Source organism: Desulfopila sp. IMCC35006 (assembly GCF_005116645.1).
In the GTDB taxonomy this organism is placed as follows: domain Bacteria; phylum Desulfobacterota; class Desulfobulbia; order Desulfobulbales; family Desulfocapsaceae; genus Desulforhopalus_A.
In genome coordinates this window covers 34,874-50,250 of record NZ_SWCM01000001.1, presented here as the reverse complement: position 1 = coordinate 50,250, position 15,377 = coordinate 34,874, and the positions used below count along the sequence as shown (strand labels likewise).

The following is a 15,377-nucleotide window of genomic DNA, read 5'->3' as shown; positions in this document are numbered from 1 at the left end:
GGTGCAGTCATAAAGAAATTCAACCTATCGACATGAACTGGAATCCGTTCGTCACCTTTTCTTCCGGTAGTTCAAGGAGGATGGTCGTTCCAGTGGGACCGGTCTGTTTTATGGAAATTTTGCCGTGATTCTCTTCAAGAATACCATAGGCCATACTGAGTCCGAGTCCGGTTCCTTTGCCCACCTCCTTGGTGGTGAAAAATGGGTCAAATACCTTCGCCAGGTTTTCCTGGGGGATGCCATTGCCGGTATCGGACACTTCAATATAGGCCTTGCCTGCCTGTGAGTCACGATAGGTCTTGAGAGTAAGGGTTCCATTACCTTCCATGGCGTCAATGGCATTAATGATCAGATTGATCAGGACCTGACAGAGCTGATTTTTGTCGGCATTGACGAGAATCTGACATTCGTCGAGGTCTTTAATGATTTTCACGTTCATAAAGAGCTTCTGGTCACGAATCAGGCGCAGGCTTTCACTTATGAGGTTGTTCAGGTAAAAGATGTTTTTTGCCGGTCGGGTCTGACGACTGTAGGCGAGGAGATTCTTGACGATATCCTTACATCGCTCGGCATCTTCGAGGATATAGCTGAGGTTGCTGCTCAAGGGATGATTGGCTTCCAGTTTCTCCCGCATCAGATTGCCGTAGAGCAGGATGCTCGTCAGGGGATTGTTGATCTCATGAGCTACGCCAGCCGCCAACCGGCCAAGAGATGCCAGTTTTTCCGATTGAAAGAGCTGAATCTCCGTTTCTTCAAGCTTTTTCTGGACGGCCTGTTTCTCCCGAAGATCATTAAAAATTGCCGCGGTGGCCGCCTCGTGTCCATCTTCGTAAATAATTGCCGCGGTCATTTCAACCGGTATCTGGTCACCCTTTTTGTTTATAATCTTGACCTGGGTGCTGGGGAGTTTGCCCGCTTCCCCAATATTTTTATCGCGAAGCTTTTTCATGATTTCGCGGGCGGTTCCGGGAGGATAAAAATCTTCAATATTGACTAAATTCGCATCCTGAACCGAGTAACCAAAAAGATTCTCGGCAGCTTTATTCATCAAGATGATTTCACCCTTGCGGTCAGCGGCCATGATGGCACTGACAGAACTCTGTACTACTTTATCAATCAGTTCCCTGACATCACTGTATTTTTTCTCAAGATGTTTGATTTTTGTTATATCGCGAAGACTCTCAATGACATATTTCACCTCCCCGTCGCTGCCAAAGATCGGGGCAAAAACCCTTTCCTCCCAGACGATTTCCCCGTCTTCAGCAACATTTTTATGGACAACGGACTGGTTTGCTTTTGAAGATAAGACGCGTTGAAGAGGGCAGTTGCTGCCCGAGCAGGACAGATGTTTCAGCGATTTGTCTTCAGAAAAAATCTCCTTACAGGTTCTGCCGACAATTTGCGTCTTGGTCGCGTTGTTTCGCTCGTAAAACTTTTTATTGGCAGCAAGTATAGTGCTGTCGGTATTTAATATAAGGGTTGGAAAAGACAGAGCGTCGAAGACCCCGACCCTCCAGTCAACTTCACTTATGTCAAAATCATTGGCTTCATTCATTGGCTTGCATGTGGTGCGGTGTTTAAGGAGCGGGAAGTATGATGAATCACAGTTCTGTTGTTCGAATATTTCGAAGATTTTCCGTCGCCTGGTTCCTGCAATGAAGGCTATATTCTCGTTGGAATAAGAAAGGTATCGGCGAGAATATGAAAACCTTTGCGCCCCTCATTTTTCGACGTGACAAAATACATGCTGGTTCCGGCGCAACCAGAAACGAGAATCTCGACGTCGTTTTTCCTGAGAGCGTTGAAGGCAATATCGACGATACCGTATCTATCCTGGAAATGAGGACCAAATAGAAACAACACATCCACCGGCTGTTTCAGGGTGAATGCCGTGTTCTTTTCCTCTTTTATGAGGGCATTTACGGTATTGCGCAAGGTGTCGGCATATTTTGGGTCAAAGAGGATGTGCAACTCTACTGCTCTGCTGTTGCCGGTGTGGCAGGTAACGAGTTCAAATCGATTCAGAGATTGCTCCAGGCTCATAATTCGCCGACCCCAGAGCGCCATACTTGTCCCGGGAAAATGGAGAATCGCCAGCGCGAAATCGGCCTTTTCCGTGATGCCGTACACCTTAACCTGTTCTTCCCTGTATACTGCAATTGTTTCCACGCAGGTCTCTCCCAAAATGAAAGGCTTACATTTGTATCTGGGTTACCCGAAAACCCTGGCGAAACGGAGCATGATTATCCGGGAGAAGAAGAACAGTCTGTAACTTTTTGGCAATATTGTCGAGAGACAAGAAATCTGTATTGAGCGCGATTGCTGAAATAGAAGTACTGAAAGAATAAACAGGGAAATTGCAGGCGCCGAAAAGATCGATGATAAGGCCCAGCAGTTTCAACTCGTTGCGATGAGGAAATAGAGTCAGTGTGCCGACGGACCGGATAATGTCGAAGTGCTCATCTGGAAAAGCAGCAGCCTTGAGTATGTTACGGATTGCATCAAGCTCTGAACTTTCCACACAAAAAATGGTCTCAGGAGTTCTGGTAAATACTGAGTGACAGAGGAAAGAAATATTAATATTTTTTTCAGCTATCAGGTGCAGCAGGCGGCAAATGGAGAGATCGTCCGGGGATTTTTTAGCAACAGTCACTTGTATCAGTTCTTCACTGAACTTGATACCACCAATGCGAACTTTTTGGTCCTTTTCCATTGGCTTGCCCATAAAGAAAAAACTGTTCCCTCCTGCAGGGCTTACACTCTGCAGGAGGGAACAGCAGAAAAACTACAGATTGTCTTGAACAATTTCCATGAGCTTGTCGAGATCTATGGGCTTTGGCACGAAATCGTTAGCCAGAGTCGTCTTGCCACCCATATGGGTGTAGTTGGTCGATTTTATGGCTTCGGTAACCGCTGTCAGCAGGATAATAACAATACTTTTATATTGATCAGAATTTTTGAGTTCATCACACAATGTATATCCGTCTTTTCGCGGCATCATGACATCGAGAATGATCAGATCAGGGCGTTCTTCCTTAATGCGATCCATAGCCTCAAAACCGTCATACGCTTTGGCAACACGAAAATTGGCGTTTTCCAACTTCATGGAGACCATTTCCACGAGATCGGTATCGTCATCTACCACAAGAATCAGTTTTTTATCGCTCATGTGTAATTCTCCTCCATCTGCTTATTGGTTGAAAAAGTCATATATTATTTATACCTGAGGTCGGGGAAGAAGTCCTGCTCTTTTACAAATTTCTTCAACTTTTTCTTCCCATTCAATGGCCATAATATGAAAACCGGCGACACCCTCGATTTTTTTCAGTCTTTCAATGGTTTCTACACAGATGGTAACGCCTTCTTCCGCCTGTTTTTCTTTAGGGACGGAAGCCATCCGGTCGACGATCTCCTTTGGTACATCCATTCCAGGCACCCTGTTGGCCATGTATCGGGCTGCACCAAGTGATTTACAGGGAGTTACGCCCGCCAGGATATAGCATTTTTTATGCAGTCCTTTGGCGCGAACGCCTTCCATCCACTTTTCAAACTTATCGACATTGAATATACATTGAGTCTGGATAAAATCGGCCCCGGCCGCAATCTTTTTGGCAAGGCGCATAACTCTCAGCTCAAACGGGTCGGCAAAGGGGTTGGCGGCGGCACCGATAAACATTTTGGGCGCACCTTTTATTTCCGCACCTCCCTGAAATATCCCTTTATCTCGCATATCTTTGACCATTTGGATCATCTGGATGGAATCGATATCGTGGACGTTCATGGCCATTGGATGATCGCCGAATTTAGTATGGTCGCCGGAGAGACAGAGCATGGTGTCGATACCAAATGCATAGGCACCGATTATATCGGCCTGCATGGCCAATCTATTGCGGTCTCGGCAGGTAACCTGAAACAGAGGATTCAAGCCCTGCTGTTTAATAATAACCGAGGCCGCCAGGCTGGACATGCGAACCATCGCCGTCTGGTTGTCGGTCACATTGACCGCATCGACAATACCCTCGAGGTATTTTGATTTGGTGACGACTTCGTCGAATTTAGCTCCGCGTGGCGGCCCGCACTCTGAGGTAACTGCCAGATGTCCCGCTGCTAAAATTTTTTCTAATTTGCTTTCAGTTTTCATTCTGCCAAATCCTCTCTGATAATCTTTCTTGGACCACTACCGCCACCCGTCCGCCAATCTTTCGCTGGAACGATATCTAAGTATCTGTCCTGCAAGCCAAGGGCTTTCAACCTGTCCCAGATAAGCTGCCATGCGCAGTCCACGTCTTCGCTGATCTCGCATCTTCCGCCGGTTGAACCGCCGCAGGGACCGTTCATCAGCTGCTTGGCGCACCTTGCAATAGGACAGATACCACCGGTAATGCCTAGAAGGCAGTTGCCGCAACCCTGGCATCTTTCCGCCCACACCCCCTGCCGCTCGGAAGCGCCCATAAAGGTGGTGTTCACTGCGGGAAATACCGGTTTGTCCTTAAAACGCATAGCGATTTGCTGGACTCCGCAGCCACATGCCATGGACATGACCGCATCGGCACTATCGATCATGGGAACCAGTTCCTCCACGTACTCCGGATCGCACTGTCTTTCCAGGGTGTGTTGCCGGATTTCAATGTTATTGCCAGTTTTCAGCATGGCCATCTGCAGGCCGGATGCGAGCAGTCCTACTTCCTTTCTGCCTCCTGCGGCACAGACCGTTACACACTCGTTGCAGCCAAGCAGCAGTATGCGCTTGAAAGGCTTTATGTATTCAATAAGTTCTTCTAAAGGTTTTCGTTCAGCAGTGATCATGGTGGTTCACTCTCCTTATTTTTTATACCGTCAACACAAAAACGATGTCGGCTATTGGGCCAGGGCTGTCCTTATCGGGCTGGGGCCCAGTTTACGAATTTTATCGGTAATCTCTGTCGCCACCTGGGCGAAGCGGTGTCCCATTCCAGCGGACACATTAACCATTTCCAGCCGTTCGCTTTCGATGCCGATTTCTTCAAGATATTTTTTGACAAATTCGATTCTTCGCGCAGCCCTGGTGTTGCCATTTTTAAAGTGACAATCGCCCTCGAGGCAGCCTGCTACGTAGACACCATCGGCCCCCTTTTCAAAAGCGGTGACGATATGCAGCGCATCGATCTTGCCAGAACAGGGGATCTGAACGATTTTAACATTCGGCGGATATGGCAGGCGTTGGCTTCCGGCCATGTCCGCGGCAGTATAGGCACAGTAGTGGCAGCAGAAAGCTACTATTACCGGTTCAAAATTTTCCATTATGCATTTATCCTTTCAAAAAGTTGTTCTACCTTTGCAAGAATTCTGTCGTCTTCAAATTGCATCAGTTGAATGGCTTTGGCCGGACATTCCGAGACACATATCCCACAGCCATGGCACTTGGCCGGATCGATTTCGGAATAACCATCGGCATTGATGAAGGGAACATCAAACGGACATGCTCTGACGCAGATCAGACAGGCGGCGCATAAATTGCCGTCAACCTTTGCCGATGCAGCTCCCAGATTGATACTATCTCTCGCCAGCATTGTCTGGGCCCTGGCTGCCACTGCATTGGCCTGGGTGATGCTTTCTCTGATGAGTTTAGGAGAATGCGCAGTGCCGGCGACAAAGAAGCCGGGAACCGACATATCGACCGGTCGCAGTTTAACGTGGTCTTCCAGGAAATATCCGTCGACAGTCCGGGGCAGTTTGAAGACCATTGCCAGTTCCTCGGTGGCATCGTTATCGGCGATCATCCCTGTACTGAGGCTGAGGTTATCGGCGGTAACAGTTATTTCCATGCCGAGAATTGCATCATGGAAAGTGACGTCAACCTGATCGCCGGCAGCTTGTACCTTCGGCGGGGTGTCCAGGTCGTAGCGGACGAAGAGGACTCCTTGGCTTCTCGCTTTCTGGTAGTACTCTTCCTGAAAACCATAGGTTCGCATATCCCGATAGAGGACAAAGACCCGTGCCTCGGGATTGATTGCAAGAATTGCCAGGGCATTTTTGATAGCGTTCTGGCAACAGATGCGGGAACAATTCGGGTTTTCTGGGGTTCGGGATCCAACGCACTGAATCATCACCACATTTTCCCATTTTTTTACGGCATCCGGATTGTCATAAACAAACTTCTGGGTTTCCAGTTGCGTTCTGACCGCCGGGGATTGGTCAAGCAGGTATTGCGACGGGCGATTCGACAGTGCCCCTGTTGCCAGAATGGTCACGCCATGATCGATTTGTCGATAGAACATCTGCGGTCCACTCTGCATGCCGGTTTTGAACATGCCCGGCATGCCGCTGTGGTCAACGATTAATGCCCGGGTGAAGACCTGGATTTTCTTGTTATTCTGGACTTTCGCTATCAGGTCGGCAACAAAGGCCTGGACATCGTCACCTTCCAGAGTCTTGATGAGTTTATTGGCCAGACCGCCGAGTTTGTCGCTTCTTTCTGCCAGATAAATCTGGAATCCTTGATCGGCCAGGCGCAGAGCAGCGGTCATTCCGGTAACACCACCCCCGACTACCAGGACATTTTTATTCATCGGCAGGCTCTGGTCAGCCAGAGGTTGCGCTTTGACCGCGCTCCCCACAGCCATTTTGATCAGCTCCTTGGCCTTGGTCGTTGCCTCACCGGGCATACCGAAATGGACCCAGGTCGCCTGATCCCTGATATTGGCGATTTCCACCAGGTATTTATTGAGTCCCGCTTTACCGAGCAGGTCCTGAAATTTCGTCAGATGGGTTCGCGGAGAACAGCCGCCGATTACGACCCGGTTGAGTTGTTCCTCTTCAATGGTCTGCCGGATGTTCTGCATGGAGATCCGGCTGCAGCCATGCCCTTCTGCTTTGGCCACGGCCACGTAAGGGAGTTTGGCTGCATCTTCGACCAGATCCTCGACATTGATGACCCCGCCGATATTCTCCCCACAGTCACAGATGAAGACTCCCACTTTGGGTTCTTCAAGGCTGATGTCTCTGGCCCGTTCTTCTTCCTTCTCTGCTGCTTGCTTTTTAGCAAAGAAGGGCAGATCGGCGCCCGCCATACAGGCTGCCGCGCTGGCCTGGACCATGGTGTCCGGAATGTCTTTCGGGCCCTGGAAGGTTCCGGCAACATAGATACCCGGTTTGGTAGTGGCGACGGGATTAAAGCCATCGGTTACCGGGAAGAAGTCATCATTGAGCTGAAGGCCTATTTTGGTGGCAAGTGCCCGTGTATCCTCAGAGGTCTTAAAACCGGTAGAGAGGACGACCATGTCGAATTTCTCTTCGAACTGTTTGGTGCTGTCATCCTGGGTATAGGTGAGGGTCAGATTCTCTTCATTTTCGTGGTGCAGAATGGAGTGGGGGCGGCTGCGTAGAAAACGCACGCCATAATCATCCTTGGCTCGATTCAGGTACAGTTCGTAGTCTTTTCCGAAGGTCCGCATATCCATATAGAAGATAGTTGTTTCGATATCTTCCTGGAATCGTTCCTTGGTTATGATTGCCTCTTTTAACGCAAACATACAACAGGCGTTGGAGCAGTAAGCCCCGGCGCCTTTTTGCAGCCCTCTGGAGCCAATACACTGAATCCAGGCGATTTTTTTAGGTTGTCTGCCGTTAGACGGGCAGAGGAGCTTGCCGGCTGTTGGTCCGGAGGCAGAAAGGATTCTTTCGTATTCAAGACTGGTGACGACATCGGGAAATTTGGCATACCCAAGATAATCAAGTGCGCTGGGATCAAACAGATCCGCCCCCGGTGATAAAACAATTGAGGCGCATTTGAGTTCTCGTTTGATGGGCATATCGTCCGGGTTTATGGCCCCGGCCGGGCAAACCTTGACCAGCGCCTGCACATCCGTGCATTTTGCCAGGTCAATGGAAAACGCCTGAGGTGTTGCCTGGGGGTAGCGCATACAGGTTGGCGCCCGATGGTCTAGGCCGGGGTTAAATCGTACGCACTCGGGGAATTGCTTCAAGCATTCCCCACAGGCGGTGCACTTTTCAAGATTGATATATCTGGGTTTAGTTATGAGAGTAACCGAAAAGTTACCTTTTTCACCGGTGACATTGTCGACACTCGTCATAGTCATGAGTTCGATATGTTCCTGGCGGTTGCTCTCGGAAAGGTGGGGGGCGATGGTGCAGAGATCACAGTTATTGGTTGGAAATGTTCTATCCAACTGGGTCATAAGACCACCAACAGTGAAGTCCTTATCGACAAGAACGACATCTTTATCTGCTTCAGCTAAATCCAGAGCCGTTCGTATCCCACCGAGACCTCCACCGACAACGAGTACTTTGTTATTTTGGGTTTCGATTGTATTTGAATTCTGCATTGTTACCTTTTCTTGTCACAGGTTGAGCAGGGTTAAACGAATTATTCGGTCAATCCTTGGATAAATTGCGATGGTATTTTGAAAATCGTCATCTCAACAATCAAATTTTGGCAACATCAAGGATTTCGGGCAATTTATGTTCCCATCCCAGTGTCTGTATTAAAACGCCTTGGGTATTTTCTTTTAATGCCAGGATTGTTTCTCCGGCAATTTTAATTCCTTCCAGTTCCCGGTTGGGAGACTTGCGGATACGACGTATCATATCGCTGCTTATCCCGGCACCTGGGTCACTGTTGGTGATATACTGAGCAATCGCCAATGATTTCAGCAGAAAAACCGTGGCAATAACCGGCACGCCAAGTTCGTTTACCCTCGCAAGAAGGCTGGCGCTGCCAGGCACATCGTAGATCGGTGGAACAATTATATAACCCGCTCCGGCTTTCACCCTCTTTTCGGCGGTCAGCAGGGCGGCATCTCTCCCCTTGTCGTCGGTAAATGGGGTCAAGGTGCAGCCGATGGTATAATCGGGAGCGCCGTCCAGATCGAAACCACTCATATCTTTTCCTGTCTGCAGGCCCATGAGGGCCTCGATGAGTTGAACCTCATCCAGATCGTTGACGGGGGTGGCATCACTGTGGTCGCTTTCGTTCATATCCGTGCTGTCGGCCACGACAATATTCTGGATGCCAAGAACATGGGCAGCCAGAGCATCTCCCTGCAGGGCCATCCTGTTGCGATCCCGGCAGTACATGTGCATGATTGTTTCAACGCCTTGCTGCTGGAGTAAAACACCGCCTGCCAGTGCACTCATCCGCATGATTCCATTGTCCATGTCGGGTACAACAACTGCATCGACTCTGCCCTTCAGACGGCGGGCATCGTTGACCAATCTGGATATATTAATACCTTTCGGGGTGTGCATTTCGGCTAATACAGCGAATTCTTTTGCCGCTAATCGTTTTTGAAAACTCATAGGCTTATTTCCCTCCTAGTCAGAGCAAACCAGTTTATTTAGCCCTGGATTAAATTGTGCATCATTAATACAGGGAAGTCTCCGGGTGAAACACGTCTACATCTTTCAGGTCGTCTCCGAGATAGGACCGTTCGTTGGGACCAAGGATTCCGAGAGACAGGCAGATCAACGTCCAGATGTGCACGGTACCGTAGCTGGCGCCAAAGTGATGACCAAGATCATGCACCTGGGCATGGCAGTTGTGGCACCCGGTAATACAATAATCCGCCCCGGTTTCCATAATCTGGTTGAATTTGATTTTGCCGTAAGCGCGGCGTTCCTCAGTGAAACCTGATTGCAGGAAACCGCCGCCGCCACCGCAACAGTAGTTGTTCGATTTGTTTGGGGTCATCTCGATGACATTTTCTTCCCCGACCACCGATTTGATGACGTATCGCAGGTCATCGGCGACAACATCTCCCTCGCCTTTACGGATAATTTGGCAGGGATCCTGAATTGTAAACTTGATTTTGCGGTCCTTGTTCCAGGCGGAGCTGACTTTCAGTCGTCCTTCCCGAATCCATTTTGCATAATAGGTATAGATCGAAGCTACTTCGAATTTATGATCAATATTGAATTTTTTCAGTCCGGCCCGGACTGAGAATGTTATGTGTCCTCACTCCGTATTGAGAAAGACCTTACACCCTAATGCATCGGCCTGGTTGGCCGAAACCCTCGTTACCCTTTCCCAGCATTTATTGTCTGCGAGAAACATGCAGTAATTTTCGGCGGCCCATCCTTTGCTGCCATATGTCCAGTCAACCCCGGCGAGATGCAGGATTTTCCAAAGCGGAACCATTTCGTCAGGTTCGGTGACCGGTTCCCGTGAGTTCTGATTGACGAAGAAGAAAGCGCCTTCCTTGTCGATGGGGGCTTCCATGTCCTTGAATTCGGGCTGGGCTTCTTTGTATTCAGCGAGTACATCTTCAACTACGAAGATGAAGTCATCGGGGGCTGTACCCATGGCGCTGTTGGATTCGTTTCTGAGTGCCATATCACAGGATTTCATGATACCTGACGGCCGTTCTTCACGAGGCCATTCTGCGCGGGCATTAAAGACGAGTTGAGGAATATCTATTTTCATTGGACAGACATAGATGCAGCGCTGACACATTGTGCACATCCATACCCATGGATGGGTGGTCACCTCCTTATCCATTCCCATGGCGCACATGCGCAGGAATTTTCGTGGATCCATATCCGCCAGCCCTGTTGCAGGGCAGCCTGAAGCGCAGGCTCCGCATGTGAGGCAGAGATTCAGATTTCCACCGTCCGGGATGATCTCCTTGACCTTGTCTAGAAAGGAGCTTTGCTTTTTTCCTTTGATTTTGATGGTGCTTTCTGACATTGACTTATTCCTTTTTTCCTATCCAGTTACGCATTGTCGGCGAGACGGCCAAACCGCTCGCAGGCACTATTCGACTGTGGTTTGAGAATGATTTTTGCCAGTATGTTTACAATAATCCTCCTTGTTTGGCGTGGGTTGTCTGGCAGATTTAGGTTATGGTTGTCGTCGCAAAAAAGCTTTACTGTACGCATGTACTTGTTCAAGAATCTCTCAAAAAAGTCCTGTATATATATTTTTTGTCCTGTCGTGCAATCGGTAGGACGGACGAGCGAGTAAAAGTATTTTTACCTGTCAGCAATATATCAGCGATGAGAGTTCTATAGACCGAAATGCTGCACGTCTTAAAAGAATTGACTGTGTCCGCAGCATTTTGTCTGAAAGCTATTATTTTTTCGGGAAAGGATTTTTGCAGGGAAGAGGGGATGAAAAAGAGTGCTAGGGAAGAAATACGGCTAAAGAGGATGCATGCAGATGTCAGTAAAAAGAGTGCCTTCCGAGAAACCGAGGCCCTGTTTGCTGAACTGTGATATTGCATTTTTTTGCTCTCCGATCAGTCAAGTGAAATTCGATAGTTAAACGATCAGCTGCATTGAACCGGTCGTTTACTTTTTAGTACCCACTTGCAAAATTCTAGCAGAAGTTGAATCTACAAATAGGAAAATCAAAAGTCAATGCCTATGGAATAGTCTGAAAATCGGCAACAGTTCGCTATCTTTAGTGAAAACATAAAAATAAATAGCTGCTTAATGTCTATATCCTTTATTCTTTAAGTGATACAGAGCAGTTTCATTGGTTAGAGGTAACCGGGAATAGTAGTTGCCGGTTCTTTATCAGTAATATTATAGATAAAAATGAATATATTTGAAAAGCAAGAACATGGTCGAAAATAATGGTGGTAAATGGTACCTCTAGCTGCACATGAAATGGTAGTATGTTGGAGGGAGCTTCCCTGTTCGTTGCGGCCACTCTATAGATGACCGATTGATAAAATAATATAAACGTTGAGGATTGACATGAACAAAAATCCTTTCACTGGTTCTGCACGATACGTTCTGGACCAGGAACTGGCAAAAATTGTGAACATATCAATGGTGCTGGAAATGCCCCTGCTGCTGAAAGGAGAACCCGGCACCGGCAAAACCATGCTTGCCCATGCTATCGCCGAGACGCTGCGGATGCAGCTGATTATTTTAAACGTCAAATCGAGCATGAAGCTCGTGGAGGCCCTGTATCAGTACGATACTTTGACTCGCCTGAACGACAGTCGCTTCGGTGATTCCAGCAGAAATGTCAGCAATATTAATGAATACATTAAGATGGGCAAGATCGGCCAGGCGTTTACCGCGGACAAACGCTGTGTCCTGCTGATCGATGAGATCGACAAGGCTGAGACGGAGTTTCAGGATGATATGCTCGACGTCCTCGACCAGATGCAGTTTGATATCATCGAAACCGATGAAACGATACGGGCCAGGCAGAGGCCGGTGATTATTATCACCTCCAATGCCAAAAAAGATCTCTCCGATCCCTTTCTCGGGCGGTGTAATTTCCACCATATCGCTTTTCCTGATCCCAAGATGATGCGTAATATAATAAACGTTCATTTTCCTGAAATTGACCAGAGGCTCGCCGAGAATGCCATACATACCTTTTATAATCTGCGCAATATCGAAGGTGTTGAGAAAAAACCGGCTACCCGTGAACTGATCAACTGGATACGGGCACTGGCGGCAGACCCCGATTTTCATGATGGCGAACGACTGAAGAAAGAAATCCCCTACCTCGGGGTTCTCTTCAAGAAAAGTGGTGATTATCAACGATCCTTTGGCAGCCTGCTCAAAAAACGTATCTTCTGATGCGGAAGGTGAGTCATGTTTATTGATTTTTTTTATAAGTTGAAAGAGGTCGGCATACCGGTGAGTCCGACGTCCTATCTCACTCTGCACCGGGCCATGGCAGGTGGATTGGTCAACTCCATAGACGACCTGTATACCGCCGCGCGAACGATCCTCGTCAAAAGTGAGAAATTTTTCGATCTCTATGATCAGGTTTTTGCCCATATTTTTGCCGGGGCCGAGTTGCCCGATGTGGATGAAGCGGCTCTTGAGCTGCTTGCCAGAAGTATGCTGGATGAATGGCTTAAGGATCCTAAATCGCTTGCTGCCGCTTTGGGGGTTGATGAAAAACAACTTAGCCGGATGAACCCAGAGGAACTGCTGGACTATTTCAAGCAACGGTTGCAGGATCAGGAGGGGAGACATGACGGTGGATCCAAATGGATCGGCACCGGAGGAACCTCGCCCGTTGGCCATTCGGGACTTCATCCCGGTGGCCTGCGTGTGGGCGGGGGGTCAATAAACAAATCGGCGGTGAAAGTAGCCAACGAGCGGCGGTACAGAGAATATTCGGTGCATGGAGTCCTGACCAAAAGTTCCATCGGTGAGGCGCTTAAAAGACTGCGCAATCTTGTTCCGCAGGGGACTAAGGACCAACTCAATATCGATGCAACAATTTATCAGACCATGCGCAATGGTGGGGAGATTGAACTGATTTTTGAGCGGGGGATCGTCGACCGGTTAAAAATTATCCTGGCTATTGACAATGGCGGCTGGTCGATGGAACCCCATGTTGATCTTGTGCAGACCCTGTTCAGCTATGCAAAGTCGCAGTTCAAGGATCTCAAAACATATTTTTTCCATAATACCATCTATGATCTTTTATGGGAGGATCCGGCCAGATACCGGCGAGCTGTCCAGATTCAGGATTTTGCCAAACTGGATCCGGATACCCGGATGATCATAGTTGGCGACGCAAGTATGGCCCCTTATGAATTAATGTCCACTGATGGCTCAATCTATGCTTTTGAACGAAGCGGCAGGCCGTCTCTCGAACAGCTGAAATTTCTTGCCGGATGTTTTCCGCGAACCATCTGGCTTAATCCCATTCCCAGTAATCACTGGCCGTACACCCAGAGCATCAAGGTTATCCAGTCCATTATTCCTATGTTTGAACTGTCTCTGGATGGATTAGAGAAAGGGGTGCAATATCTTATGAGCAAGTAAGGTGCATTGCGTCGACACCGGTGGAAGAACCCCGCCCACAATTACTGCGGCAAAAGTTTCTTCACAAAATGATTTGAGCCGTTTTGCAGGGTGACATTTCCTTTTTCGGCATTATTAATTCTCTCCATTGTATTTACCTCAATGTTAACAGTTTTCCTGAAGGTTTCTGAATATGTTACAATTTATGCCGAACTGCCTGCCGCTTCTCATTGGCAGTCTTCCCCTGAAAGATCATAGTGAAGCGACTGAATTAATTTTTGATTTTACCCCCCAGATTCCTTTGTGGCCCCAGTTGCCGGTGTATAAGGAGGAGGGGATGATTCTCCAGTTTATCCCCGGCCTGCCCGGTATCAGGGAGGCAAATGGAAAAACATACATAGATACGGAGAGCGAGAGCTTTGCCACAGAATTGCTCGCTTTTTATGAGGAATTTCTGTTGGTTTCCGAAGGACAGACGTCCCTTGACGGGTCACGTTTTCAAATCTCCCGGGAAGTGGCCAGAGGGTTTTACACTTTTCTGGCGGAAGCTGAAAAGCGAAAGGAACAACTGATTGGCATGAAAGGGCAGACGACCGGGCCGATCACTTTTTGTACCGGGCTGGTCGATCAGGCCGGGAGGGCTATTTTTTATAATGATGAGCTTCGTGATGCCGCAGTAAAGCACCTGGCCCTGAAAGCAAGATGGCAGACCAGAAAAATGGCTGAAATTGGCGGACGACCGATAATGTTTTTTGATGAACCGGGCCTGGCTGGACTTGGTTCTTCAGCCTTTATCACCATCACCAATGAAGATATTATTAGCTCTTTTCATGAGGTTTTTGCTGCTGTTCGAGCGGAAAACGGGCTGACGGGAGTGCACGTCTGTGCCAACACTGAATGGCCGGTGCTGTTTGATTCAGGCGTCGATATCATCAGCTACGATGCCTATTCGTATTTTGATAAATTGATCCTCTACTCCAAGCAGCTGGCCGATTTTTTTGCCCGCGGCGGGATCCTGGCCACCGGCATCGTGCCGACGACGCCCGAGTTTATCGACATTGAAGAAGTCGATTCCCTGGTCGAGAAGTGGTTTGAACAATCCCGTCGATTGCAGGCTATCGGCATTGATGAAAAAGTAGTGTACCGGCAGACATTGATTACGCCAAGCTGTGGCACCGGAACTGTTTCAGAGCAGCAGGCGCGTAAGGTGCTGGCGTTGACCAAAGGGGTATCAGAGAAGATCCGGGCTTTTTATGGTTAACCAGCTGCTGGGCGGGCATGTTTTTATTAGCTGTTTTTTGCTGTTCAAAGGCAGCTTTTTGATCTGCAGTTCTCGTCTGGTTGCAATCGATCTGGAAGGCGCTTTTTCAAAGTAGACTAATTCTACTGGACGTCGGGTGCGGGTATATCTCGCACCCTTCTTGGCTGAATTGTGTTCTTCCATCCGGCGCATGAGATCGGTAGTGATGCCGGTATAGTATGAGTTATCATTACAGCAGACAATATAGACATGCCAGGCTGGTGCAGGCTCGCTGCTGGTTCTTGGTTCTGCTTCATTCATTGGATTCGGGCCTGGGTATGCAGTCTGGTTGAATGGCTGTAGCTTGAGAAAAGGATAAACCTTGCCTGGTCCATCTTGCCAAATTGAATCG

At 48.4% G+C, this 15,377-nt stretch carries 14 protein-coding genes; 3 read left to right on the top strand and 11 right to left on the bottom strand.

Annotated features, from left to right (window positions below):
• Window positions 1–19 precede the first annotated feature (19 nt).
• The 10 genes from FCL47_RS00215 to FCL47_RS00170 all read right to left on the bottom strand — a co-directional run bounded on the left by FCL47_RS00215 (window position 20) and on the right by FCL47_RS00170 (window position 10,684).
• Complete coding sequence (locus FCL47_RS00215) at window positions 20–1,555, bottom strand: PAS domain S-box protein (protein WP_136811356.1); 1,536 nt, start codon at window positions 1,553–1,555, stop codon at window positions 20–22.
• Window positions 1,556–1,662: 107 nt separating this feature from the next.
• Entirely contained in the window at window positions 1,663–2,169 is a 507-nt protein-coding gene (locus FCL47_RS00210) for a hypothetical protein (protein ID WP_136811354.1), read from the bottom strand.
• A gap of 25 nt (window positions 2,170–2,194) precedes the next feature.
• A complete protein-coding gene (locus tag FCL47_RS00205) occupies window positions 2,195–2,713 on the bottom strand; it encodes a hypothetical protein (protein ID WP_136811353.1) in 519 nt (172 codons plus the stop codon).
• A gap of 72 nt (window positions 2,714–2,785) precedes the next feature.
• Window positions 2,786–3,169 carry a PleD family two-component system response regulator gene (locus FCL47_RS00200; protein ID WP_136811351.1) on the bottom strand — a complete coding sequence of 128 codons (384 nt, stop codon included), beginning with the start codon at window positions 3,167–3,169 and terminating at the stop codon, window positions 2,786–2,788.
• Window positions 3,170–3,217: 48 nt separating this feature from the next.
• Window positions 3,218–4,141 carry a methylenetetrahydrofolate reductase gene (locus tag FCL47_RS00195; RefSeq protein ID WP_136811349.1) on the bottom strand — a complete coding sequence of 308 codons (924 nt, stop codon included), beginning with the start codon at window positions 4,139–4,141 and terminating at the stop codon, window positions 3,218–3,220.
• Window positions 4,138–4,806, bottom strand: coding sequence for a methylenetetrahydrofolate reductase C-terminal domain-containing protein (locus FCL47_RS00190; RefSeq protein WP_136811347.1), 669 nt, complete (start codon window positions 4,804–4,806; stop codon window positions 4,138–4,140). Before FCL47_RS00190 ends, FCL47_RS00195 begins: the two co-directional genes overlap by 4 nt.
• A gap of 51 nt (window positions 4,807–4,857) precedes the next feature.
• Window positions 4,858–5,280: a hydrogenase iron-sulfur subunit gene (locus tag FCL47_RS00185; RefSeq protein WP_136811345.1), complete on the bottom strand. Its 423-nt coding sequence runs from the start codon at window positions 5,278–5,280 to the stop codon at window positions 4,858–4,860.
• Window positions 5,280–8,324 carry an FAD-dependent oxidoreductase gene (locus FCL47_RS00180; RefSeq protein ID WP_136811344.1) on the bottom strand — a complete coding sequence of 1,015 codons (3,045 nt, stop codon included), beginning with the start codon at window positions 8,322–8,324 and terminating at the stop codon, window positions 5,280–5,282. The genes FCL47_RS00185 and FCL47_RS00180 overlap by 1 nt, the downstream gene beginning before the upstream one ends.
• Before the next feature lie 100 nt (window positions 8,325–8,424).
• Window positions 8,425–9,297, bottom strand: coding sequence for a methylenetetrahydrofolate reductase (locus FCL47_RS00175; protein WP_136811342.1), 873 nt, complete (start codon window positions 9,295–9,297; stop codon window positions 8,425–8,427).
• Window positions 9,298–9,361: 64 nt separating this feature from the next.
• Complete coding sequence (locus tag FCL47_RS00170) at window positions 9,362–10,684, bottom strand: (Fe-S)-binding protein (protein WP_136811340.1); 1,323 nt, start codon at window positions 10,682–10,684, stop codon at window positions 9,362–9,364.
• A 1,013-nt stretch (window positions 10,685–11,697) separates the two neighbouring features.
• Here FCL47_RS00170 and FCL47_RS00165 point away from each other — a divergent pair.
• The 3 genes from FCL47_RS00165 (at window position 11,698) to FCL47_RS00155 (ending at window position 14,986) form a co-directional block, all read left to right on the top strand.
• Window positions 11,698–12,540, top strand: coding sequence for a MoxR family ATPase (locus FCL47_RS00165; protein ID WP_136811338.1), 843 nt, complete (start codon window positions 11,698–11,700; stop codon window positions 12,538–12,540).
• Window positions 12,541–12,555: 15 nt separating this feature from the next.
• Window positions 12,556–13,746, top strand: coding sequence for a VWA domain-containing protein (locus FCL47_RS00160; RefSeq protein WP_136811336.1), 1,191 nt, complete (start codon window positions 12,556–12,558; stop codon window positions 13,744–13,746).
• Window positions 13,747–13,918: 172 nt separating this feature from the next.
• Window positions 13,919–14,986: a hypothetical protein gene (locus FCL47_RS00155; RefSeq protein WP_136811334.1), complete on the top strand. Its 1,068-nt coding sequence runs from the start codon at window positions 13,919–13,921 to the stop codon at window positions 14,984–14,986.
• Here the strand turns inward: FCL47_RS00155 and FCL47_RS00150 are convergent.
• Complete coding sequence (locus tag FCL47_RS00150) at window positions 14,957–15,286, bottom strand: GIY-YIG nuclease family protein (RefSeq protein WP_136811332.1); 330 nt, start codon at window positions 15,284–15,286, stop codon at window positions 14,957–14,959. The two genes, FCL47_RS00155 and FCL47_RS00150, sit on opposite strands and share 30 nt — an antisense overlap.
• Window positions 15,287–15,377 lie beyond the last annotated feature (91 nt).